Here is a 23,455-nt window from a genome sequence, read left to right as displayed (position 1 = left end):
ACGCCGGATGTCGTTGCCGCGGGCACGAGGCTGATCTAGCGTGGGAGATACCGATTCGGAGGGGGGACGGGCATGACCCGTGACATGGCTGACAACGAGCCTTTCTCCGCCGAACTCCTCTTCACCGACGGGCTTCCGGCGATGGACGACGAGGTCGGCTACCGCGGCGCCGTGGCGGCGCGCGCGGCCGGCATCACCTACCGCCAGCTGGACTACTGGGCCCGCACCGAACTCGTCGTGCCCACCGTGCGCGGCGCGAGCGGCTCCGGCTCGCAGCGCCTGTACGGCTTCCGTGACATCCTCGTGCTCAAGCTCGTCAAGCGCCTGCTCGACACCGGCATCTCGCTGCAGCAGATCCGCACCGCGGTCGACCAGCTGCGCGCCTCCGGCATCCGCGACCTCGCCGGCACCACGCTCATGAGCGACGGCGCGTCTGTGTACCTGTGCACCTCGAACGACGAGGTCATCGACCTGGTCAGCCGCGGTCAGGGCGTCTTCGGCATCGCCGTCGGCAAGGTGCTGCGCGAGGTCGAGTCCGAGCTCGTCGAGTTCGAGGTCGAGAAGCCCGACGCCATGGACGAGCTCGCGGCCCGCCGCGCGGCGCGCACCGCCTGACTCAGCCCGTCGTCGACATCGCCGGGGCTCCCGTGCGAGCCGCGGCCGTCAGCGCCTGAGCAAGATCGGCGATGAGATCCTGCGGGTCCTCCAGTCCGATCGACAGGCGCACGAGAGCGTCCGAGGGCTTCGCGTCCGACGTGACCGGGCGGTGGGTGAGGGCCGCCGGGTGCTGGATGAGCGAATCGACGCTCCCGAGTGACACGGCGTGCGTGAACAGCTCCACCGCGGACGTGAGCGCGGCCGCGGCCTCGAAGCCTCCGGCCAGCTCGACCGCGATCATGGCGCCGGGCCCGGCCTGCTGACGGCCCACGAGGCCCTGCGGGTCGCACGCGGCGAAGCCGGGGAAGTGCACGCGCGCCACCTCGGGACGCGTCGTGAGCCACTCGGCGACGATGCGGGCACCTTCCTGCTGCGCGCGCACCCGCACCGGCAGCGTCGCGAGGCCCCGGTGCAGCAGGTACGCCGCGAGCGGATGCATGATCGCGCCCGTGATGGCGCGCGTGCGCCGCAGCGCGGCCGCGAGGGGCGCGTCGCACGCCACGACACCGCCGACGACGTCGCCGTGCCCGCCCAGGTACTTCGTGGCGCTGTGGAGCGACAGCGCGGCGCCGAGCTCCAGCGGCTGCTGCAGCACGGGGGTCGCGAACGTGTTGTCGACGAGCACCGGCACGTCGCCGGCCGCGGCGACCACGGCACGCAGGTCGACGAGCTCGAGCGTCGGGTTCGCGGGGGTCTCGAGCACCACCAGTGCGGTGTCGTCGCGCACCGCGGCGGCGACGTCCTCCGGTGCGCAGAACGTGGTCTGCAGCCCGAGCAGGCCGGAGGCGAGGAGATGGTCCGTGCCGCCGTACAGCGGGCGCACCGCGACGATGTGCCGCTTGGCCGACTCGTGCGAGACGCCGAGCAGCACGGCCGTCATGGCGGCCATGCCCGACGAGAACGCGACCGCCTCCTCGGCGTGCTCCAGGCGCGCGAGCGCCTCCTCGAACCGGGCGACGGTGGGGTTCCACAGTCGCGCGTAGACGTTGGAGCCGCCCTCGAACGGATGGCCGCCGGTCGCGAGCACTTCGTAAGACATGCCTCCGAGCTCGAGGTCGGGCAGTGGATTGGTCGACGAGAGGTCGAGAGGGAGGGCGTGGACGCCGAGGTCCGCGAGGTCTTCGCGGCCGGCGTGCACGGCAATGCTGTCGGGATGCAACGTCATCGGTGCCATGGCGATATGGTCAGTGAAATCGGCTTCGATAGCAAGTCGTGTTCACGGTCGCGTGCACAAAATACGCAGAGTGCTCATCGGGTGAGCAAAGTGGTGAATCGTGGATGCCGGGCACCCGGCATCCGGCCGCTCCGCGCAGCGATTCAGGGACGAGGCTCGTCGGGCGACGGGATGCGGCCCGTGCGCATGATGCGGTCGAGCAGCGAGTCGAAGTCGGCCGCGAGCTCCTGGGCGGAGTCGCCCGGCCAGATGTGCAGCGGCTTGGCCGCGCCCTGCGCCTGCTGCAGCGACGTGCGCTCCGGCAGCTGGGGCGACAGGACCAGGGGGCCGAACATGTCGCGCAGCTCCTTGATGCGGAACTGGTGCTCGATCGACTGCGGGCGCACGCGGTTCACGACGATGCCGAGCGGCTGCAGGCGGGGGGAGAGGCCGCGGCGGATCTCCTCGATCGCTCGCAGCGCGCGGTCGGCGGCGGCCACCGAGAACAGGCCGGGCTCGGTCACCACGACGACACGGTCGGATGCCGCCCACGCCGTGCGCGTGAGGGCGTTGAGCGAGGGCGCGCAGTCGATCAGCACGAGGTCGTAGTCGGCCTCGATGGTGGCCAGCGCCTCCTCCATCTTCCAGACGTCGCGCACGCTCGGGTGCGGGCCGTCGAAGTTGATGGCCGACGGGCTGCCGATCATGACGTCGATCGTGCCCGGGTGGACCTTCGCCCAGCCGCTGGAGGTGATGGCCTGACGGACCGTCTTCTCCTTGGGATTGGCGAGGACGTCGGCGACGTTGAGGCGTCCCGCGACTTGGATGTCCATGCCCGTGGAGACGTCGGACTGCGGGTCGAGGTCGACGACGAGCGTGCGGACACCGCGGGCGAAAGCCGCCGATGCGAGTCCGAGAGTCACGGTCGTCTTGCCGACGCCACCCTTGAGCGAGCTGACGGATAGGACGTGCACAAGCCACCACGTTACCGTCCCCTAGGCTGAGAGCACACTCAGCCGGTTCCAGGGCCCGTATCCCGGGCCCGTTCCAGGGGCCGCCCGCACCGCCGCTCACGGAGGTCGAATGTTCCGCAAGATCCTGGTCGCCAATCGCGGAGAGATCGCCATCCGCGCATTCCGCGCCGCGTATGAACTGGGGGCTCGCACGGTCGCGGTGTTCCCCTACGAGGACCGCAACTCGCTGCACCGGCTCAAGGCCGACGAGGCGTACCGGATCGGCGAGGTCGGGCATCCCGTCCGGGCCTATCTCGACGTCGACGAGATCATCCGCGTCGCGAAGGAGGCGGGCGCCGACGCCATCTATCCCGGCTACGGCTTCCTGTCCGAGAACCCCGAGCTCGCCGAGAAGGCCGCGGCGAACGGCATCGCCTTCATCGGCCCGCCCGCCACCGTGCTCGAGATGGCCGGCAACAAGGTCACCGCCAAGCAGCACGCGGTCGCCGCCGGTGTGCCGGTGCTGCGCTCGACGGAGGCCTCCGAAGACGTCGACGCGCTCCTCGAGCAGGCCGAAGCGATCGGGTTCCCCATCTTCGTCAAGGCGGTCGCCGGCGGCGGCGGACGAGGGATGCGCCGCGTCGAGCGTGCCGAAGAGCTCGCGCCCGCCCTCGCCGAGGCCATGCGCGAAGCGGGGAGCGCGTTCGGCGACGCCCGCGTGTTCCTGGAGCAGGCGGTCCTGCGCCCGCGGCACGTCGAGGTGCAGATCCTCGCCGACCGCACGGGGGAGACGGTGCACCTGTTCGAGCGCGACTGTTCGGTGCAGCGCCGCCATCAGAAGGTCATCGAGATCGCCCCGGCGCCCAACCTCGACCCCGCGGTCCGCGACGCCCTGCACGGCTACGCCGTCGCGTTCGCCCGGTCGATCGGGTACGAGAACGCCGGCACCGTCGAGTTCCTCCTCGAGACGGCGGGGCCCCGCACCGGCGAGGTCGTCTTCATCGAGATGAACCCGCGCATCCAGGTCGAGCACACGGTCACCGAGGAGGTGACGGATGTCGACCTCGTGCAGTCGCAGATGCGCATCGCCTCGGGGCAGAGCCTCGCCGACCTCGGCCTCACGCAGGACAAGATCCACCTGCGCGGCGCCGCACTGCAGTGCCGCATCACGACCGAGGACCCCACCCAGGGCTTCCGTCCCGACACCGGCAAGATCACGACGTACCGCTCGCCCGGCGGCGCCGGCATCCGCCTCGATGGCGGGACCACGGCCGCGGGCGCGCAGATCAGCCCGCACTTCGACTCGATGCTGGCCAAGCTCACCTGCCGAGGCCGCGACTTCGGCGCCGCCGTCGTGCGCGCCCGCCGCGCCCTGGCGGAGTTCCGCATTCGCGGCGTCTCCACCAACATCCCGTTCCTGCAGGCGGTGCTGGACGACCCGTCGTTCGTGGCCGGCGATGTCAGCACGTCCTTCATCGACGAGCGCCCCGGACTGCTCAAGGGGCGCGAGTCCAAGGACCGCGGCACGAAGATCCTCAACTGGCTCACCGACACCACGGTCAACAAGCCCCACGGCGACAACCCCGTCACCGTCGACCCGCGGCTGAAGCTGCCCGCCCTCGACCTCACGACCGAGCCTCCCGCAGGCTCGCGCCAGCGGCTGCTCGAGCTCGGTCCGGCCGGCTTCGCGAAGGCGCTGCGCGACCAGAAGTCGCTGGCGGTCACCGAGACGACGTTCCGGGACGCGCACCAGTCGCTGCTGGCGACGCGTGTGCGCACGAAGGACCTCGTGACCGTCGCGCCGTACGTCGCGCGCCTGACGCCCCAGCTGCTGTCGGTCGAGGCGTGGGGCGGGGCGACGTACGACGTCGCGCTGCGCTTCCTCGGCGAGGACCCGTGGGAGCGCCTCGACCGCCTGCGCACCGCGCTGCCCAACGTCGCGATCCAGATGCTGCTGCGCGGCCGCAACACGGTCGGCTACACGCCGTATCCCACCGAGGTCACCGATGCGTTCGTGCGCGAGGCCGCGGCGTCGGGCATCGACATCTTCCGCATCTTCGATGCGCTCAACGACGTGGCGCAGATGCGCCCTGCGATCGACGCCGTGCTCGCCACCGACACCGCGGTCGCCGAGGTCGCCGTCTGCTACACCGGCGACCTGCTGAACCCGGCGGAAGACCTCTACACCCTGGACTACTACCTGCGGCTGGCCGAGCAGATCGTGGATGCCGGGGCCCACGTCCTGGCGATCAAGGACATGGCCGGCCTGCTGCGCCCGGCCGCGGCATCCCGCCTCGTCAGCGCGCTGCGCGAGAGGTTCGACGTCCCGGTGCACGTGCACACGCACGACACCGCCGGCGGCCAGCTCGCGACGCTCCTCGCCGCGAGTGCGGCCGGGGCCGACGCCGTCGACGCGGCAGCCGCGCCGATGTCGGGCACGACGAGCCAGCCCTCGCTGTCGGCGCTGGTCGCGGCGCTGTCGCACACCGAGCGCGACACCGGCATCTCGCTGGACGCCGTGAGCGACCTCGAGCCGTACTGGGAGGCCGTGCGCCACCTGTACCGCCCTTTCGAGTCGGGACTGCCGGGCCCCACCGGCCGGGTGTACCACCACGAGATCCCCGGCGGGCAGCTGTCGAACCTGCGTCAGCAGGCGATCGCGCTGGGCCTCGCCGAGGACTTCGAGCTCATCGAGGACATGTACGCCGCCGCCAACGAGATCCTCGGCCGCGTGCCCAAGGTCACGCCGTCGTCGAAGGTCGTCGGCGACCTCGCACTGCACCTCGCGGCCGTCAAGGCGGACCCGAAGGACTTCGCCGAGAACCCGCAGAACTACGACATCCCCGACTCGGTCGTGGGCTTCATGGCGGGGGAGCTCGGCGACCTTCCGGGCGGCTGGCCGGAGCCGTTCCGCACCAAGGTGCTGCAGGGCCGTCAGGTCAGCATCGACATCACGCCGCTGACGGACGCCGAATCGACCGCGCTCGACGCCGACCCCGCATCACGGCGCGAGATGCTGAACAAGCTGCTGTTTCCGGGACCGACCCGGGCGTTCCAGCAGACGCGTGAGGTGTTCGGCGACCTGAGCGTGCTCGACACGGCCGACTACCTCTACGGGCTGACCGCCGGCGCCGAGCACGTCGTCGAGATCGAGCGCGGCGTGCAGCTGTACGTGGGGCTCGAGGCGATCGGCGAGGCCGACGACAAGGGCATCCGCACGGTCATGACCACGCTCAACGGCCAGCTGCGTCCGGTGTTCGTGCGCGACCGGAGCATCACCGTCGAGGCGCGGCAGGCCGAGAAGGCCGACACCACGCGGCCGGGTCAGGTCGCGGCGCCGTTCTCGGGTGTCGTGACGCTCAAGACGCTCGTCGGCGACACCGTCACCGCGGGTCAGCCGGTCGCGTCGATCGAGGCCATGAAGATGGAGGCGGCCATCACCGCACCCGTCGACGGCGTGGTCGAAAGGCTCGCGATCGCCGAGACCGCACAAGTGGATGCCGGAGACCTTTTGGTCGTGATCCGTCCGGCCCAGTAGCCTGGAGGGTGGCATCCGCCCGAATACGTCTGCCCAGGAGAACTCCGCAGTGACGCCCGATCGCACCGACCACACGCCCGACGAGCCCGTGAACGGCGTGCTCTCCGACACCGGAAGCCTGGACACCGCAGGCATCGGCATCCTCGGAGGTGCGACCGCGCAGGTGAACGTCGAGCTGCCGACGGAGTCGGACGACGACCGCGACGACGACGGCGTGATCGACGACGAGGTCCCCTTCGTCATCGAGATCCCGGCCGACGCCGACCTGCCGATCGTCGAGGTGTTCGTGCCCGCCGAGTCCGGTGACGACGTCATCGACGCCGAAGAGGTGCTCGACGGCGACGACGCGTACGAGGTCGAGGTCGAGGTCATCGAGGACGCCGTGATCGTCGACGACGAGTCCGACGACACCGAGGCCGCCGGCGAGCCCCAGGCCGAGGCCGAGGCCGAGGCCGAGGACCCCGCCGACGCCGCATCCGCGGACGAGGCGCCGGCCGACGAGACGGCGACCGACGAGACGGCGACCGAGGTCGAGGCGGAGCCCGTCGAGGCGTCGGCAGCCGTCGACGCCGAGGAGCCGCTCGCGGAGGACCAGTCCGCCGAGCCTGAGGCCGAGCCCGTGGCTGAGCCCGTCCAGGCAGAGACCGAGCCCGCGCCGGAGGCCGACGAGTTCGCCGCGGCCTTCGAGGGCACCGACTTCGAGGCCGCCGACTTCGACGCGGCCGACTTCGAGTTCGACGGCACCGAGTTCGACCTCGAGCTGACCGATGAGAACGTGGAGGATCCCATGCCTGCGCACGCCCCGGAACCTGAGAAGACGGATGCCGCGGCATCCGGGTCCACCAAGAAGACAACGCCGGCAGCGACGGTCGTCCCCGCGGCGGCCGCTGCGGCAGCGGCGACCGCTCCGGCGACGCGACGCGAGGCGCAGCACACCGGCGCCGTGCCCGTCGTGGAGCGCACGAGCGAGCGCGCCGTGGATCGCGTGACCCCGCGTCCGACGCCGACGCTCACCTCGAAGCGGCTGGGCGAGTTCGAATCCGGCCGCGAGACCTCCGACCTGCTCACCGCCGATCGCCTCCTCGACCCGCACCAGGTGGTCAAGCCCGAGCCCGAGGGCGCGTGGCAGCACTTCGTGTACTCGGTGTCGGGCAAGCGCATCAACCTGGGCGACAGCAAGCGCGCCCGCGCCCGCAAGGAGCTCGACCGCCGCATCGCCGCGCCGCTCGCCGGTGGCGCCCGCTTCGTGCCGGTCCTTTCGCGCAAGGGCGGCGTCGGCAAGACCACCGTGACCACCCTTCTCGGCATGGCCCTGGCCGACGCCCGCGACGACCGGGTGATCGCCGTCGACGCCAACCCCGACCGCGGCACTCTGGCGGAGCGCATCTCGCGCGACAGCGGCAAGACCGTGCGTGACCTCGTGCGCATCAGCCCCGAGGTCGTCGGCTTCAACGACCTGTCGAGCATCGTCGCGCGCGACGAGACGCGCCTCGACGTCGTCGCGTCCGACACCGATCCGCGCGTGTCGGAGGCGTTCAACGACGCCGACTACCGCGATGTGGCCGCCCTGGCCGCGCACTACTACTCCGTCGTGCTCACCGACACGGGGACCGGCATCGTGCACTCGGTCATGGGGGCGACGCTCGACCTCGCCGACCAGATCGTCATCGTCGCCGGCCTCAGCGTCGACGAGGCGCGTCTCGCGTCCGAGACGCTGACGTGGCTGGAGACCAACGGCTACGCCGACAAGGTGCGCAGCGCCATCGTGGTGCTCAACAACGCCAAGCCCGGGCATCCGCTCGTCCAGCTCGACGAGCTCGAGGCGCACTTCCGCACGCGCGTGCGTGCCGTCGTGCGCGTGCCGTACGACCCGCACATCGCCGCCGGCAGCGCCATCGCGTTCCGTGAGCTGCAGCCCGCGACCCGCGAAGCGGCGCGCGAACTGGCCGCGACCGTCGTCGAGGGGCTGCGCACGCCCGCCGTGGCCGCCTGATGGCGGTCCGGCCCATCCGTGTCTTCGGCGACCCCGTCCTGAAGTCCGTCTGCGCCCCCATCGGCGACATCGACGAGGGCGTCCGCGCCCTCGTGCGCGACCTCGTCGACACCGTCGAGCTGCCCGGCCGGGCCGGCGTCGCCGCGAACCAGATCGGCGTCGGCCTGCGCGCGTTCAGCTACAACATCGACGGTGACATCGGGTACGTGCTCAATCCCGTGCTCGTCGAGGTGTCGGGCGAGCCTGAGGCCATCGGCGAGGGCTGCCTGTCGGTGCCCGGCCTGTGGCACGACGCCGTCCGCTACCCGTACGCCAAGGTCGTCGGCCTCGACCTCGATGGCAACGAGCTCGTCCTGGAGGGCGAGGGGCTGCTCGCCCAGGCGCTCCAGCACGAGACCGATCACCTCGACGGCAAGCTGTATCTCGACCGGCTCACCCCCGAGGGGCGCCGCGTCGCCATGCGCGAGATCCGCGAGTCCGACTGGTTCTGACGAACCTTCTCGGACAAGCGAAAGGGATGCCGGCGGCCGAGGCCGCCGGCATCCCTTTCTGCATCCGTCAGGAGAGCGAGACGTTCGTGGTGCTCACCGGCACCGCGTAGATCTCCTCGATGTCGCCGGCGAAGTCCGCCAGGATGACGTTGCGCTTGATGCTCATCTTCGGCGTGAGGTGGCCGCTGTCCTCGGTCCACTCCGTCGGGAGGATCGTGAACTTGCGGATCGACTCGGCGCGCGAGACGAACTTGTTCGCCTCGTCGATCGCACGCTGCACCTCGGCGCGCACCGCGGGGTTCTTCGCCGCGTCGGCGAGGGACAGATCCTTGGGCAGGTCGTTGTTCGCGAGCCACGCCGGCAGCATCTCGGGGTCGAGGGTGACCAGCGCCGAGATGAACGGCTTCTGGTCGCCGACCACCACGACCTGGCCCACGATCGGGTTGGCGCGGATCGGGTCCTCGAGCGCGGCGGGCGAGACGTTCTTGCCGCCGGCGGTGACGATGATCTCCTTCTTGCGGCCGGTGATCGTGAGGAAGCCCTCGTCGTCGAACGACCCGACGTCACCGGTCTTGAACCAGTCGCCGTCGAACGCGGCCGCGGTGGCCTCGTCGTTGCGCCAGTACTCCTTGAAGACGTTGATGCCGCGCACCTGGATCTCGCCGTCGTCGGCGAGGCGGATGCCGACGCCCGGGAGCACGGGACCCACGGTGCCGATCTTCGACTTCGCCGGGATGTTGACCGTCGCGGGGGCGGTCGTCTCGGTGAGGCCGTAGCCCTCGAGGATCGTCACGCCCAGGCTGTGGAAGAAGTGGCCGAGGCGCGGGCCGAGCGGGGCGGAGCCCGACACGGCGTACGTGACGCGGCCGCCCATGGCCTCGCGGAGCTTCGAGTAGACGAGCTTGTCGAACAGCGCGAACTTGATCCTCGTGCCGAACGGGACCTTCTTGCCGTCCTGGAGGAGCGTCGAGTGCTCGACGGCGGTCTTCGCCGCGGCACGGAAGATCTTGCCCTTGCCTCCGGCCTCGGCCTTCTGCTCGGCCGAGTTGTAGACCTTCTCGAACACGCGGGGCACCGCGAGCAGGAAGGTCGGCTTGAAGGAGCCGAGCGCCGGCAGGAGCTGCTTCGTGTCGGGCTGGTGGCCGACCTTCACGCCGGAGTGCACGGCGAGGATCGAGATGAAGCGGGCGAACACGTGCGCCGTCGTGATGAACAGCAGGGTGGACGCGCCCGGCGTCTCGACGACCTCGTGGAGCGACTTCGCCGAGTTGCGGGCGAGCTCGACGAAGTTGGCGTGCGTGAGCACGCAGCCCTTCGGTCGCCCGGTCGACCCGGAGGTGTAGATGAGCGTCGCGATGTCGGCGCCCACCGCGATGCTGCGACGGCGCTCGATCTCGTCATCGGTCACGCCCACGCCCTCGGCGACGAGCTTGTCGAGGTCGCCGGCGTGCATCTGCCACGCGGAGCGGATCAGGGGGAGCTCGGCGCGGGCCTCTTCGAACCGCGCGGTGTGGTCGGCCTGCTCGGTGATGATCGCGATCGCGCCCGAGTCCGACAGGTTCCAGGCGATCTGCGCGGCCGAGCTCGTCTCGTAGATCGGGACCATGACGGCGCCGGCGTAGAACAGCGCGAAGTCGACGAGCGTCCACTGGTACGTGGTGCGGGCGACGAAGCCCACCTTGTCGCCCGGCTCGATGCCGGCGGCGGCGAAGCCCTTGGCGAGGGCGATCACCTGCTTCTGGAACTCGGCGGCGCTGATGTCGCGCCACCCGTCGCCCTCGGGGACGGCGAACAGTGCGCCGTTCGGTGTCTTCTTGACGCGCTCGACCAGGAGGTCGGAGATGTTGGCTTGCGGATCGGCGGGGACGATCGCGGGGACTTCGAACTGGACCACGGCAGCTCCTTCGGTACCGGACGACGGATTATCTCGGGTAGATGATCCGAGTCTAATCGGCCGTCACATCCGCGCTGTCGGGGGTGTGGACGAGTGCGCGCTGGCTAGACTTCAAGACGCTGTTCGCGCGCGCGACAGCCGGGAAGGAAGTGCAGTGCTCAAGGTCGGCATCGACATCGGCGGAACGAAGATCGCGGGAGGCGTCGTCGACGCCGACGGCCGCATCATCGAGAAGGTCCGCGTCGACACGCCGACCGACACGGGGGCGCTCGCCCAGGCCGTCATCGACATGGCCCGCCACTTCCGCGCAGAGCACGACGTCGCAGCCGTGGGGGTGGCCGCCGCCGGGTTCATCGACCGCGACCGCGCGATCGTGATCCACGCGCCCAACATCGCGTGGCGCAACGAGCCGCTCAAGGCGCGCCTGGAGGACGGCATCCAGCTCCCCGTCGCGATCGAGAACGACGCCAACGCGGCCGGCTGGGCCGAGTACCGCTTCGGCGCCGGCAGCGGCGTCCAGAACATGGTGATGCTCACGATGGGCACGGGCGTCGGCGGCGCGATCGTGCTCGACGGCGAGCTGTTCCGGGGCGGCCACGGCATCGCGGCCGAGCTCGGTCACATGCGCTTCATCCGTGGCGGCCTGCTGTGCGGCTGCGGCCAGAGCGGATGCCTCGAGCAGTACGCCTCCGGTCGCGCACTGCAGCGCGAGGCCCACGACATCGCCGACGCCGGCGGGATCGGCCAGGCCCTCGCCGCGCTCCGCGCCGAGACCGGCACCATCTCGGGCCCGGCCGTGTCGCGACTCGTGCTGGCCGGCGACCCGGGCGCCACGGAAGCGCTGCGCCGCGTCGCGACGGCCCTCGGCGAGGCGTGCGGCGGATTCCAGGCCGTGCTCGACCCGGAGCTGTTCGTGATCGGCGGCGGCGTGGCGCAGCTGGGCGAGGACCTGCTCGCTCCGGTGCGCCTCGCCTACGAGACGTCGCTCCCCGGATACGGGGATCGCCCGGTCGCGCAGTTCGCGATCGCGCAGCTCGTCAACGACGCGGGCCTCATCGGCGCCGCGGACCTGGCCTCGGCGGAGGGGTAGACGCCCGATGTTCTACTGGCTGATGAAATACGTGGTGATCGGTCCGATCGTCAAGGCGATCTGGCGCCCGTGGATCGTCGGCCGGCGCAACGTCCCCTCGGAGGGTGCCGCGATCCTCGCGAGCAACCACCTGTCGGTCATGGACTCCGTCTTCCTGCCGCTCATGATCGACCGCCCGGTGTCGTTCCTCGCCAAGAGCGACTACTTCACGGGCAAGGGGTTCAAGGGCTGGGCGACCCGCATGTTCATGAAGGCGACGGGGCAGATCCCGATCGACCGCTCCGGCGGCAAGGCGTCCGAGGCCTCACTCAACACCGGCCTGCAGGTGCTCGGGCGGGGCGACCTGCTCGGCATCTACCCCGAGGGCACGCGCAGCCCCGACGGCAAGCTCTACCGCGGCCGCACGGGCCTTGCCCGCATGGCGCTGGAGGCGCACGTGCCGGTGGTGCCCGTGGTGATGGTCGACACCGACACGATGCTCCCGATCGGCACCACGATCCCGCGCATCGTGCGTGTGGGCATCGTCATCGGCGAGCCGCTGGACTTCTCGCGCTTCGAGGGCATGGAGGGCGACCGGTACATCCTGCGCTCGGTGACCGACGAGATCATGGTCGCCCTGCAGCGCCTGGGGGAGCAGGAGTACGAGGACGTGTACGCCTCCACCGTCAAGGACCGCCTGAAGAAGCCGGTGGACAAGCCCGCGGCCTGAGCCCCCGTCACGCGGCGCCGGGGCGGCATCGCCCGACAGTAGAATCGTGGGATGCCTCTTACCCTCGACGCACTCGACCACTGGCGGACCCTGCCCATCAAGCAGCAGCCCCAGTGGTATGACGACGAGGCCGTGGCGGCGGCATCCGCGGAGCTCGCCACGCTGCCCCCGCTGGTGTTCGCCGGCGAGGTCGACAACCTGCGCGACCGCCTCGCGCGCGCGGCGTCGGGCCGGGCGTTCCTGCTGCAGGGCGGCGACTGCGCCGAGACCTTCGCGGGCGCCACCGCCGAGCAGATCCGCAACCGCATCAAGACGGTGCTGCAGATGGCCGTCGTGCTCACGTACGGCGCGTCGATGCCGGTCGTGAAGATGGGCCGTATGGCGGGGCAGTTCGCCAAGCCGCGCTCCAGCGACACCGAGACCCGTGGCGAGGTCACCCTGCCGGCATACCGCGGCGACATCGTCAACGGCTACGACTTCACCGAGGGCTCGCGCCAGGCCGACCCGCAGCGGCTGCTGAAGGGGTACCACACGGCCGCGTCGACCATCAACCTCATCCGCGCGTTCACGCAGGGCGGCTTCGCCGATCTGCGCGAGGTGCACTCGTGGAACAAGGGCTTCGCGCAGAACCCCGCCAACCAGCAGTACGAGCGCCTGGCGACCGAGATCGACCGCGCCATCAAGTTCATGGAGGCCGCCGGCGCCGACTTCGACGAGCTCAAGCGCGTCGAGTTCTTCACCGGCCACGAGGGCCTGCTGATGGACTACGAGCGACCGATGACGCGCATCGATTCGCGCACGGACACGCCGTACAACACGTCGGCCCACTTCCTCTGGATCGGGGAGCGCACGCGCGACCTCGACGGCGCCCACGTCGACTACTTCTCGAAGATCCGCAACCCCATCGGCGTGAAGCTCGGCCCCACGACGACCGCCGAGACGGCTCTCGCGCTCATCGACAAGCTCGACCCCGAGCGCGAGCCCGGCCGCCTCACCTTCATCACGCGCATGGGCGCCGGCAAGATCCGCGATGCGCTGCCGCCGCTGCTCGAGGCCGTCAAGGACTCCGGCGCCACCCCGCTGTGGGTCACCGACCCCATGCACGGCAACGGCATCACCACGCCCACCGGCTACAAGACGCGTCGCTTCGACGACGTCGTCGACGAGGTGCGCGGCTTCTTCGAAGCGCACCGTGCCGTCGGCACCTTCCCGGGCGGCATCCACGTCGAGCTCACCGGCGACGACGTCACCGAGTGCCTCGGCGGCTCGGAGCAGATCGACGAGGCCACCCTCGCCACGCGCTACGAGTCGCTGTGCGACCCGCGCCTGAACCACATGCAGTCGCTCGAACTCGCGTTCCTCGTGGCCGAGGAGCTCGAGAAGCGCTGAGCCCGACGGCCTGAACGACGAAGATCCCGGATGCCTCCGGCCGAGGCATCCGGGATCTTCGTCGTTGCGGGCGTCAGCCCGTGACGCTCAGCTGGATGTAGACGCGCGTGCCCTTGGGCTGCATCGCGTCGGCCTCGGGATCGGACGCCTTCACCTCGGTGATGTCGTCCGGGACGACCGCGAAGAACGGGGCGTAGTCGACCTGGAACCCGGCGTCCTCGAGCTTCCTGATCGCCTCGTCGCGGGTATCGCCGACCACGTCCGGCACCGGGAACAGCGGGGGACCGGTCGACACGACGAGCGTCACGGTGTCGCCGGGTGCGAGCCAGCCGTTCTCGGGGACGCCGTCGAGGCGGATCACCTTGCCCTCGGCGACGGTGTCGCTCGCCTCGGTCGTGCTGGTGTCGGCGACGACGAGATTGAGACCCTCGAGGGTGCTGCGGGCCTTGCCCTCGCTCTGGCCCGACACGTCCGGCACCGGTCCGAGCGACACCTGGATGCTCGCCGTGTCGCCCTGGTGGACGGTGCAGCCGTCGATGCAGGGGACGTCCTGCGAGCCGTCGTCGGGCGCTCCGGCGGGGCGGATGGAGACGCCCACCACCGTGTCGGCGGCGGCAGAAGTGAAGAACTGCGCGCTCTCACCGGGTGTGTCGACGGACTGCGCCGACAGCGCCGCGCGCGCATCCGCGTCGGTCATGCCCGCGAACGACGTGAACGTCGCCTCAGCCGGTCCCAGCGACACGACGACCGTCACCTCGGTGTCGCGGTCGACGCGCGTGCCGTGGCCCGGGTCCGTGCTGATGACGTCGCCGACCGGCACATCGAGGCTGTTCGCGTCCTGCCGGACGGCGATGAGCGTGTCCTGCTTGAGCCGCGCCGCGGCCTCGTCGTACGTCTGCCCGGTCACGTCGGCCACCACGACCATCGAGCCCGGGCCGGAGCCGAACCACCAGCCGATGCCGCCGGCCATGACGGCCAGCAGCAGCACGAGCGCCAGCAGCCACGCGCCGCGCGTGCGCCGTCGCTGCGTCGCCGTGCGCAGGCGCGCGGAGTTGTCGACCTCTTCGAGGGTGGACACCGGGCCTGTCGCCGTGCTGGGCAGCACCGCGGTCAGCTCTCCCGTCGGTGTCGCGGACTCGCCGATCACGCCGATCGGTCCCGTGCGGGCGACGACAGGGGCGACGCCGAGCTCGCGCTCGATCTCGCGCAGGCGGTTGAGCATCTCGCGCGCATCGACCGGGCGCTCTTCCGGGGACTTCTCGGTCGCCCACAGCACCAGCTCGTCGAGCGGCTCGGGCACACCAGGGTTCTTGACGCTCGGACGCGGCACCGAGTCCGTCGCGTGCTGGAAGGCGATCTGCATGGGCTGCTCGCCCTTGTACGGCTGCTCGCCGGTGAGCATCTCGTACAGCATGATGCCGATGGCGTAGATGTCGCTGCGCGCATCGGCGGTGCCGCGGGTGACCAGCTCGGGCGCCAGATACGCGATCGTGCCGAGCAGCTGCGCACCGGAGGCCGTGTTCGCGGTGGTCGCGCGCGCCAGCCCGAAGTCGCCGATCTTGATACGGCCGTCCTCGGCCAGCAGCACGTTCTCGGGCTTGACGTCGCGGTGGACGATCCCGGCCTTGTGCGCGGCCGCGAGGCCCGACAGCACGGCATCGAGGATCGAGATCGCCTGCGGCACCGTGAGGCGACGCTGCTCGCGCAGCAGCTCTCGCAGCGTGATGCCGGGGAGGTACTCCATGACGAGGTACGCCATGTCGCCGTCCTGGCCCTGGTCGAACACGTTCACCACGTGCGGATCGGCCAGCCGCGCGGCCGCGCGCGCCTCCTGGATGAACCGGCTCTGGAACACGGAGTCGTCGCTCAGATGCGAGTGCATCACCTTGAGCGCGACGCGGCGCTCCAGGCGCAGATCCGTCGCGACGTAGACCGTCGCCATGCCGCCGCGGGCGATGCGAGCACGCACCCGGTACCGGCCGTCGACCAGACGGCCGATCAGCGGGTCGGTCTGCTGACTCGTGCTCACGCTGAGAGTCTACGGATGCGGACCTGCGAGGCCGCGGAGCGCCTCGCCCCGTGAGACCGTAATGTGACGGTCCGCATCGCGCCGGACGACCCCGCGGGCGCGGCGGCCGTCAGCCGAGGGCGGCGAGCCACGAGGCCGCAGGGGCCTCCCACTTCGCGTACGCGTCGGGGTAGGCCGAGATCTGCACCGCCTGCGCGGCCTGCGTGAACGTCAGACCCTGCCATCCGGGGATGTCGAGCAGGCCGCGTGTACGCGCACCGTTCGGGTCGCCGGCGCCCCCGAAGAACGCGCGGGTCGCGCGGGCGGCATCCTGGACCTCAGCCTCGGTGCCCCAGCCGTAGCTCGGCCGCTGCTGGAACAGGCCCAGCGAGTCGCGGTCGCCCCACGTGACGTTGCGCAGCGACGACTCCTGCATCGCCGTGCCGAGTGCGATCGCGATGCCGCGCTCGGGAACGCCGAGCTCACGCCCGATCCGGACGATGAGCTGCGCGTTGGAGACCTGCTCGGCGGTGAGACCGGGGATCGAAGGCGCAGCGGTCGGCACCGTGATGGTCTGGCCGGGGTAGATGATCGACGACATGCCGAGACCGTTGGCCGCGAGCACCGCGTTGACGCTCACGCCGTGGCGCTTCGCGATCGCGCTGATGGTGTCGCCGGCGACGATCGTGTAGGTCGCACCCCCTGCCGACGGAGCCGCAGGAGGAGCGACAGCCGGCGTCGTCGGAGCTGCGGGTGCGGACGCGGCCGGTGCGGCTCCGCCCGGGATCGAGATCCGCTGGCCGGGGTAGATGATCGACGACCAGCCGAGCCCGTTGGACGAGAGGACGGCATTCGTCGCCACGCCGTGGCGCCTCGCGATCGAGCTGATCGTGTCGCCGCGCTGGACCGTGTACGAGCCGGCGCTCGTCACCGGCGGGGCCGCGACCGGGGCGGACGCCGCGGCCGCGGTGAGCTTCAGCACCTGGCCGGGGTAGATGACCGACGACCAGCCGAGACCGTTCAGGGCCAGCACGTCGGCGGTGCGCAGCCCGAACCGCGACGCGATGCGGCTGACCGTGTCGCCGCGCACCACCGTGTAGGTCGCGGGCGCCGGCTGCGCCGCCGGCACCGCCACCGCGGGCACCGCACTGACGGGAGCGGCGGCGGGTGCCACGGCGTGCGCCTGCTGGTGCACGACGCCGAGCGAGCGGATGCTGCGGGCCGGATCCGCCGCTGCGCCACGGGCCGCGGCATCCACCGTCGTGGCCTGCGCGGGAGCGGCGGTGAGCGTCAGGGCGATGGATCCGGCGACGGCCACGGGCACGCCGGAGAAGATCGCTCGGTGCCCGCGTGGAATGCGGGCGCTGCTGGTCTGTCGCACGAGTTTCCCCCCTCAGTCGACTCCGAAAACGGTGTCACGGATGGTGAGGGGTGTCAACGCCTGTCATAGGAAGTGACCCCTGTGACGGATGTGACAGAACGAGACCGGAGCCGCGCGCCGCGAACATCTGAGATAGTGGCTTTCGTGACCTCTGACGAAGTTTCGCTGTTCGAGACCGACTGGCTCACCCTCCCGGAACTGGTGGAGGTGCTCGGCGAACCGCTCGGGCGTGTGCGTCGTCTGCTGGACGAGTTCCACCTGGTGGGCACGCGGCGCGACGGCGCCCTGAAGGTGCCGTCGGTGTTCATCGTCGACGGCCACCCGCTGCCGTCTCTGCGGGGAACGGTGTTCGCGCTCCACGACGCCGGGTTCTCGGACGACGAGGCGATCGACTGGCTGCTCGCCCCCGAGGACACCATCGGCGTCGCGCCCATCGAGGCGCTCCTCGCCGGTCGCAAGAGCGAGGTCCGCCGGGTCGCACGCTCGCTGGCCTGACGCCTCAGGTCGCGCGGACCGTCGCGGCGTGCGCGAGATCGCGCAGCTCGCCGACGGCGGCGTTGCCCAGACGCGCGCCCGACAGTGCGCGATCGGCCTCGTGGGCGTAGTCCGCAATGAGGCGTTCGACGCGGTCCAGCGCACCCGAGTCGACGATCGTCTGCTGCAGCGACGCGATCTGTGCGGCATCCAGTCCCGGGTCACCGACGAGCTCGTCGACGATGCGGCGCGCCGTGGGGCTCAGCGCTTCTCGGGTGAAGGCGATCAGCACGGTGCGCTTGCCCTCGCGCAGATCGTCGCCGGAGGGTTTGCCGGTGGCCTGCTCGTCGCCGAACACGCCCAGCACGTCGTCGCGCAGCTGGAACGCCATGCCCAGCGGATGCCCGAACGCCGCCAGCGCCGCCGCCTGCGCGTCGTCGGCGCCCGCCAGGGCCGCGCCGACCGCGAGCGGCTGCTGCACGCTGTATCGCGCCGACTTATAAGACGCGACCCGCAGCGCCCGCTCGGCGTGCCGGTCGTCGGGCTCCGTCACGAAGGCGGACTCCTCGGCGACATCGAGGAACTGGCCGAGGGTCACCTCCCGCCGCATGAGCGCGTACTGGCGCCGAGCGGCCGCGGCGCGCGCGGGCAGGGCCTCGACGAGGCCCTCCTCGAGGATGTCGTCGCTCCACGCCACCAGCAGGTCGCCCACGAGGATGGCGCTGGAGCGGCCGAACGCGTCGGCGTCGCCGTGCCAGCCGGCGAGCCGGTGGCGCGCTTCGAGCGCGCGGTGGGTGGCCGGGCGCCCGCGACGGGTGTCGGAGTTGTCGATGAGGTCGTCGTGCACGAGTGCGGCCGCGTGGAACACCTCGAGCGCGGCGGCCGCGGCGAGCACCGGCCCGGGTGCGTCGGGGGCGGGTCCTGCGGCTTCCTCCACAGCCCTCCACCCGACGAGGCAGAAGCGGCCGCGAAGGCGCTTTCCGCCGGTCGCGGCGTCGGCCGCGGCGTCGATGAACAGCGCCGCGTCAGCGCCGGCATCCGCCGCGCCCGCCCGCTGTGCTGTGACGAATGTGTCGACTCGCTGGGAAATGGCTTCGATCGGCTCTGCGAGTGAGGACACGGGCCTAGCCTAGTGACGAAGGGCACGCGTACAATCGAGCCACCGGAAGTACAGAGGGGGATGCATGCCACTCTCCGAACAGGAGCAGCGCCTGCTGGACGAGATGGAACGCCATCTCATGCGCAACGACGCGGACGTCGTCAGCGCGCCGCAGGGCGGGCGCACCCTGAGCTATCGCAACATCGTCTACGGCACCATCCTCGTGCTGCTGGGCATCGGCGGACTGATCATGGGCGTCTCGCTCCAGATCATCGCCGTCGGGGTCATCGGCTTCGTCGTGATGCTCGGCGGGGTCATCCTCGCCATCACCCCCGGACGCGGAGCCGGCAAGGCCCGCGTCGAACCCGAGCGGCCGGCCAAGCCGCAGAACAACAGTTCTTCGTTCATGGACCGCATGAACGATCGCTGGGACAAGCGGCAGGAGGAGCGCTGAGCGTCCCCGTCGCCTGAAACGGCACAGAAGCACCGACCTTCGGGTCGGTGCTTTTTTGTTGCCCGTGTACGGGTCGCCAACCCTCTTCAGGTACCTCACAGGGAGCGTTCAGCATCGAATCGATGGTGAAGTGGAGGAGAGTGGAGTAAAGTGGCGAATAACCCGGGGGGCCGGCTGAAGGGGGTGTGATGTACCGATGCTGTTGGGCACGCACACACCCAAGCTCGACGACAAAGGCCGCGTCATCCTCCCGGCGAAGTTCCGAGACGACCTTGGTGGGGGTGTCGTCGTGACGCGCGGGCAGGATCGCTGCCTGTACGTCTTCAGCGAGGCGGAGTTCGAACGGGTGCACGAGCGCATCCGCGAGGCGCCGCTCGCCAACAAGCAGGCGCGGGACTTCCTGCGCATGTTCCTCTCCGGCGCGAGCGCCGAGAAGCCCGACAGTCAGAACCGCATCACCATCCCCCCTCCGCTGCGCGCCTACGCCGGCCTGGAACGCGAACTCGTCGTCACCGGCGTGGGCGCCCACGCCGAGATCTGGAACGCCGATGCGTGGAACACCTACGCAGAGGCCAACGAAGAGAGCTACGCCGAGCTGGAGCAGGAGGTGATCCCGGGACTGTTCTGACGCCCCAGGCCCCGACTCCCAGCCGCTCCCGCCCTGACACACTTCCCCGGTGCCAGGTCAGAGCGGATGGGGATCAGGACCGGGGGAGGAGAACAGCGGGACTGACGCATCATGAACCTTCGCGACATCCACACTCCCGTCATGCTCGAGCGCTGCATCGAGCTGCTCGCCCCCGCCCTCGAGCGCGACGGCGCCGTCTTCGTCGACGCGACGCTCGGCATGGGCGGCCACTCCGAGGCGTTCCTCGAGCGCTTCCCGGGGCTGCACCTGGTCGGCCTCGACCGCGACACCGACGCGCTGCGCATCGCGGGGGAGCGCCTGGCGCCGTTCGGCGACCGGGTGACCCTCGTCCACACCGTCTACGACGGGATCGCGGATGCCGTCACGTCGGCCGGCTTCGCGCACGCCGACGGCATCCTGTTCGATCTCGGCGTCTCGTCCCTGCAGCTCGACGTCGCCGACCGCGGCTTCGCCTACGCGCAGGACGCACCGCTCGACATGCGCATGGACCAGTCCGCGGGCACGACGGCCGCCGACGTCCTCGCGACCTACGGCGAGGGCGACCTGCGCCGCATCTTCGAGCGCTACGGCGAGGAGAAGCTCGCCGCCCGCTACGCCCGCGCGATCATCGCCGCCCGCGCCGAGGCTCCGATCGAGCGCTCCGGCCGCCTCGTCGAGATCCTGCAGGCGGCGACGCCTGCCGCCGTGCAGCGCGCCGGGCACCCCGCCAAGCGCGTGTTCCAGGCGCTGCGCATCGAGGTCAACCGCGAGCTGTCCGTGCTCGACCGCGCCGTGCCCTCGGCCCTCGGCATCCTTCCGGTCGGCGGCCGCATCGTCGTCCTGTCGTACCAGTCGCTCGAAGACCGGCTCGTCAAGCGGGCCCTCGCCGAGGCATCGGCCTCGACGGCGCCGGCCGGCCTGCCCGTCGAGCTGCCCGAACACGCCCCCCGATTCCGACTGCTCGTCAAGGGAGCCGAGCTCGCCACTGACGAGGAGCGCGCGGTCAACCCGCGCGCGACGCCTGTGCGGCTGCGCGCCGCCGAGCGGCTGAGGGAGGACGCATGAGCACGACTGCGCTGAGCGCGAGGGGACTGCCGCGGCGGTCCGTCGCGCCGGAGCGGGCGGATGCCCCGCGCCGGCGCCTCCGGATCGTCGATGCGCCCGCCCGCCGGCGTCGGCCGAAGCTGCTGTACGGCATCGTCGCGGTCGCCGGGGCGTTCCTCATCGCCGCGGCCCAGATGTCACTGTCGCTCATGACGACCCAGGGCACCTATGAGCTGTCCACGCTCGCCCAGGAGCAGCGCGACCTCACGTATCAGAAGCAGATCCTGTACGACGACGTCGCCGGACTCAGCTCGCCGCAGTACCTCGCCGCCAACGCGGCGGCGCTCGGCATGGTGATCAACGAGGCGCCGAGCTACCTGCGCCTCAGCGACGGCGCGATCCTCGGGCCGTCCGAGGTCGCGATGGGGTCGTCGTCCGTCGACGCCATCGGCCGGGGATCGGTCGCCAACGCCCTCATCACCGACACCCCGCTGGTCACCGTCCCCGACGCGACGATCGGAGGGCTGCCCGTCGAGGTGGCGGATCCCGTCGACGGCGGGGTCGGCAACACTCCGCCGCCGATGACCGATGGACTGCCGACACCGAGCACACACTAGGGCCGAGCACACACTGAGACGAGACGACGGCGCCGACGGTGAGCACTGAACGCAGAGAACGCGAGACGCAGAGCACGAGAAGCAGATGACGACCAGAAGCACGAGAAGCCCCCGCCGCCGCACCGTCGTGGCCCTCGGAGTCGTGCTGGCGGTCCTCGCCGGTTTCGTCGTCCGCCTCGTCGACATCCAGGTGGTCAACGCCGACGAGCACGTCCAGGACTCGCTGAACGTCGCGTTCGCCGGCAAGGAGAAGCTGTACGGCACGCGCGGCGCGATCGTCGACACGAACGGCGAGGTGCTGGCCGGAAGCATCCTGCAGTACGACTGCCAGCTCGATCCGCTCCTCATCACGCAGATCGACAGCGCGGTGCTCGAGAAGAAGTCGAAGTACCGACTGTGGGCGGACGTGTCGGACGACGTCGCCGCCGTCACCGGGCAGACGCCCGAGGAGGTGCGTCAGATCGTCGGAGATGCGCTGGCCGAGAACTCGGCGACGCAGTACGCGTCCCTGAAGAAGGGCCTGTCGACCGAGCAGTTCCGCGCGCTCGCGGATCTCAAGGTCCCGTATCTCCATTGCCAGGAGCACCCCGCGCGCACGTACCCTGACGGCGCCGTCGCGGGCAATCTGATCGGCTTCGTCGGGACGGACGGTCAGCCGCTGGAGAGCCTGGAGAGCTCCCAGAACTCCTGTCTCGCCGCGACGAACGGCGAACTCACGTACGAGCGCGGCAAGGACGGCGTCGTCATCCCGGGCACGGAGAAGGAGGACCCGGCGACCGACGGCGGCACGCTGCAGCTCACCATCGATCGTGACCTGCAGTGGTATCTGCAGCAGCTGATCGCCGAGCAGACGCAGAACATGGTGGCTCAGCGCGGTGCGATCCTCGTCTACGAGGTCAAGACCGGCAAGGTGCGCGCGGCCGCCGAGTACCCGACGGTGGATCCGAACAACTTCGCCGCGGCCGATGTCAGCGACCGCACCAGCAGCATCTTCCTCCACCAGTTCGAGCCGGGGTCGACCTTCAAGGGCCTCACGGCGGCGACCGTGATCGACGCGGGCGGCCAGACACCGGAGTCGACCGTCACCGCGTCCGGCCTGGAGTACTTCCCTGGAGGGGTGCGCGTGCGCGACTCCTTCCAGCACCCGGCCTATGACTACACCCTGACGGGAGTGCTCATCGACTCGTCGAACGCCGGCATCTCCAAGTTCAGCGAGAAGGTCGACAAGCAGACGCGCTACGACTACTTCAAGCGGTTCGGCATCGGCGACGGCACGGACTCGGGTTACCCCGGGGAAGAGAACGGCCTCATCTACCCGTCGGACGAGTGGGGCGCGCAGACGACGTACAACACCGCGTTCGGTCAGGGCGTCACGACCACCATGCCGGAGCTCGCGCGCGCGTACGGTGCGATCGTCGACGGCGGGGTCAGGATGCCGCTGCAGATCATCGAGTCGTGCACGAAGGCCGACGGCACGGTCGTGAAGCCCGAGGTCGCCGAGCCGGAGCGCGTCATCAGCGAGAGCACGTCGGCCCAGATGCGCGAGATGCTCGAGAACGTGTTCCTGCAGGCGAACTACGCCAAGGCCGTGGAGATCCCCGGGTACCGCATCGGCGGCAAGACCGGCACCGGTGAGAAGACCGACGGCAACGGCCATTACAAGCAGGGCGTGTACTACACGACGATGGTGGGCTTCGCGCCCGCCGACGACCCCGAGTACGTGGTCGTCGTCACCCTCGACGAGCCGACGAAGGTAACATCGTCTGCGGCCAACGCGACCGCGTTCCAGAAGGCCATGACCCAGGTTCTGAAGACCTATCGCGTCATGCCCTCGACGACGTCGCCGGTGCTGCTGCCCAAGTTCGGGTAGCACCGACCCGACG

Annotated in this window: 19 protein-coding genes; 13 read left to right on the top strand and 6 right to left on the bottom strand. The window is 70.6% G+C overall.

Annotated features, from left to right (window positions below):
* Positions 1-72 precede the first annotated feature (72 nt).
* Positions 73-615: a MerR family transcriptional regulator gene (locus tag ACFWJ8_RS14055; RefSeq protein WP_378812462.1), complete on the top strand. Its 543-nt coding sequence runs from the start codon at positions 73-75 to the stop codon at positions 613-615.
* A 1-nt stretch (position 616) separates the two neighbouring features.
* On the opposite strand, the gene ACFWJ8_RS14050 is transcribed toward ACFWJ8_RS14055, so the two are convergent.
* Both ACFWJ8_RS14050 and ACFWJ8_RS14045 read right to left on the bottom strand, forming a co-directional pair.
* Positions 617-1,831, bottom strand: coding sequence for a trans-sulfuration enzyme family protein (locus ACFWJ8_RS14050; RefSeq protein WP_378812459.1), 1,215 nt, complete (start codon positions 1,829-1,831; stop codon positions 617-619).
* Between the two features lie 143 nt (positions 1,832-1,974).
* On the bottom strand, positions 1,975-2,784 hold the full coding sequence (locus ACFWJ8_RS14045; protein WP_220300764.1) for a ParA family protein: 810 nt from the start codon (positions 2,782-2,784) through the stop codon (positions 1,975-1,977).
* A 109-nt stretch (positions 2,785-2,893) separates the two neighbouring features.
* Between ACFWJ8_RS14045 and ACFWJ8_RS14040 the strand changes: the two genes are divergently transcribed.
* From ACFWJ8_RS14040 to ACFWJ8_RS14030, 3 genes are read left to right on the top strand one after another with little or no spacing between them, the layout of a single operon-like run.
* Positions 2,894-6,301, top strand: coding sequence for a pyruvate carboxylase (locus tag ACFWJ8_RS14040; protein ID WP_378812456.1), 3,408 nt, complete (start codon positions 2,894-2,896; stop codon positions 6,299-6,301).
* A gap of 49 nt (positions 6,302-6,350) precedes the next feature.
* Positions 6,351-8,294 (top strand): AAA family ATPase, encoded by a 1,944-nt coding sequence (locus ACFWJ8_RS14035; RefSeq protein ID WP_378812454.1) that lies wholly within the window; start codon positions 6,351-6,353, stop codon positions 8,292-8,294.
* Entirely contained in the window at positions 8,294-8,785 is a 492-nt protein-coding gene (locus ACFWJ8_RS14030; RefSeq protein ID WP_378812452.1) for a peptide deformylase, read from the top strand. The genes ACFWJ8_RS14035 and ACFWJ8_RS14030 overlap by 1 nt, the downstream gene beginning before the upstream one ends.
* Before the next feature lie 67 nt (positions 8,786-8,852).
* On the opposite strand, the gene ACFWJ8_RS14025 is transcribed toward ACFWJ8_RS14030, so the two are convergent.
* A complete protein-coding gene (locus ACFWJ8_RS14025; RefSeq protein WP_378812449.1) occupies positions 8,853-10,679 on the bottom strand; it encodes an AMP-dependent synthetase/ligase in 1,827 nt (608 codons plus the stop codon).
* 154 nt (positions 10,680-10,833) lie between these two features.
* On the opposite strand from ACFWJ8_RS14025, the gene ACFWJ8_RS14020 reads away from it, so the two are divergent.
* From ACFWJ8_RS14020 to ACFWJ8_RS14010, 3 genes are read left to right on the top strand one after another with little or no spacing between them, the layout of a single operon-like run.
* Complete coding sequence (locus ACFWJ8_RS14020; protein ID WP_378812446.1) at positions 10,834-11,769, top strand: ROK family glucokinase; 936 nt, start codon at positions 10,834-10,836, stop codon at positions 11,767-11,769.
* Positions 11,770-11,776: 7 nt separating this feature from the next.
* Complete coding sequence (locus ACFWJ8_RS14015) at positions 11,777-12,478, top strand: lysophospholipid acyltransferase family protein (RefSeq protein WP_378812444.1); 702 nt, start codon at positions 11,777-11,779, stop codon at positions 12,476-12,478.
* Positions 12,479-12,529: 51 nt separating this feature from the next.
* Positions 12,530-13,867 carry a class II 3-deoxy-7-phosphoheptulonate synthase gene (locus ACFWJ8_RS14010; protein WP_378812441.1) on the top strand — a complete coding sequence of 446 codons (1,338 nt, stop codon included), beginning with the start codon at positions 12,530-12,532 and terminating at the stop codon, positions 13,865-13,867.
* 73 nt (positions 13,868-13,940) lie between these two features.
* Here ACFWJ8_RS14010 and pknB read toward each other — a convergent pair whose 3' ends face one another.
* The gene (gene pknB, locus ACFWJ8_RS14005) at positions 13,941-15,896 is read right to left on the bottom strand and encodes a Stk1 family PASTA domain-containing Ser/Thr kinase (protein WP_378812438.1); all 1,956 of its coding nucleotides are present in this window, start codon (positions 15,894-15,896) and stop codon (positions 13,941-13,943) included.
* 109 nt (positions 15,897-16,005) lie between these two features.
* Positions 16,006-17,199 (bottom strand): LysM peptidoglycan-binding domain-containing protein, encoded by a 1,194-nt coding sequence (locus ACFWJ8_RS14000; protein WP_378812435.1) that lies wholly within the window; start codon positions 17,197-17,199, stop codon positions 16,006-16,008.
* 192 nt (positions 17,200-17,391) lie between these two features.
* On the opposite strand from ACFWJ8_RS14000, the gene ACFWJ8_RS13995 reads away from it, so the two are divergent.
* Positions 17,392-17,751, top strand: a complete 360-nt coding sequence (locus ACFWJ8_RS13995) for an Rv2175c family DNA-binding protein (RefSeq protein WP_378812432.1) — start codon at positions 17,392-17,394, stop codon at positions 17,749-17,751.
* 4 nt (positions 17,752-17,755) lie between these two features.
* Here the strand turns inward: ACFWJ8_RS13995 and ACFWJ8_RS13990 are convergent, their stop codons facing one another.
* Positions 17,756-18,850: a polyprenyl synthetase family protein gene (locus ACFWJ8_RS13990; RefSeq protein WP_378812430.1), complete on the bottom strand. Its 1,095-nt coding sequence runs from the start codon at positions 18,848-18,850 to the stop codon at positions 17,756-17,758.
* 64 nt (positions 18,851-18,914) lie between these two features.
* On the opposite strand from ACFWJ8_RS13990, the gene ACFWJ8_RS13985 reads away from it, so the two are divergent.
* From ACFWJ8_RS13985 to ACFWJ8_RS13965, 5 genes are all read left to right on the top strand, one after another.
* Complete coding sequence (locus tag ACFWJ8_RS13985) at positions 18,915-19,283, top strand: DUF3040 domain-containing protein (protein WP_378812428.1); 369 nt, start codon at positions 18,915-18,917, stop codon at positions 19,281-19,283.
* Positions 19,284-19,479: 196 nt separating this feature from the next.
* Positions 19,480-19,911: a division/cell wall cluster transcriptional repressor MraZ gene (gene mraZ, locus ACFWJ8_RS13980; protein WP_026305415.1), complete on the top strand. Its 432-nt coding sequence runs from the start codon at positions 19,480-19,482 to the stop codon at positions 19,909-19,911.
* A 111-nt stretch (positions 19,912-20,022) separates the two neighbouring features.
* Entirely contained in the window at positions 20,023-20,976 is a 954-nt protein-coding gene (gene rsmH / locus ACFWJ8_RS13975; RefSeq protein WP_378812425.1) for a 16S rRNA (cytosine(1402)-N(4))-methyltransferase RsmH, read from the top strand.
* The gene (locus tag ACFWJ8_RS13970; RefSeq protein ID WP_378812422.1) at positions 20,973-21,572 is read left to right on the top strand and encodes a hypothetical protein; all 600 of its coding nucleotides are present in this window, start codon (positions 20,973-20,975) and stop codon (positions 21,570-21,572) included. Before rsmH ends, ACFWJ8_RS13970 begins: the two co-directional genes overlap by 4 nt.
* Before the next feature lie 85 nt (positions 21,573-21,657).
* Entirely contained in the window at positions 21,658-23,442 is a 1,785-nt protein-coding gene (locus tag ACFWJ8_RS13965) for a peptidoglycan D,D-transpeptidase FtsI family protein (RefSeq protein ID WP_378812419.1), read from the top strand.
* The last annotated feature ends 13 nt before the right edge of the window (positions 23,443-23,455 follow it).

This window comes from Microbacterium sp. NPDC058389, assembly GCF_042722305.1.
Classification (GTDB): Bacteria; Actinomycetota; Actinomycetes; order Actinomycetales; family Microbacteriaceae; genus Microbacterium.
Note: the sequence above shows the minus strand (reverse complement) of the source record. Positions and strands in the feature narration are given on the sequence as shown.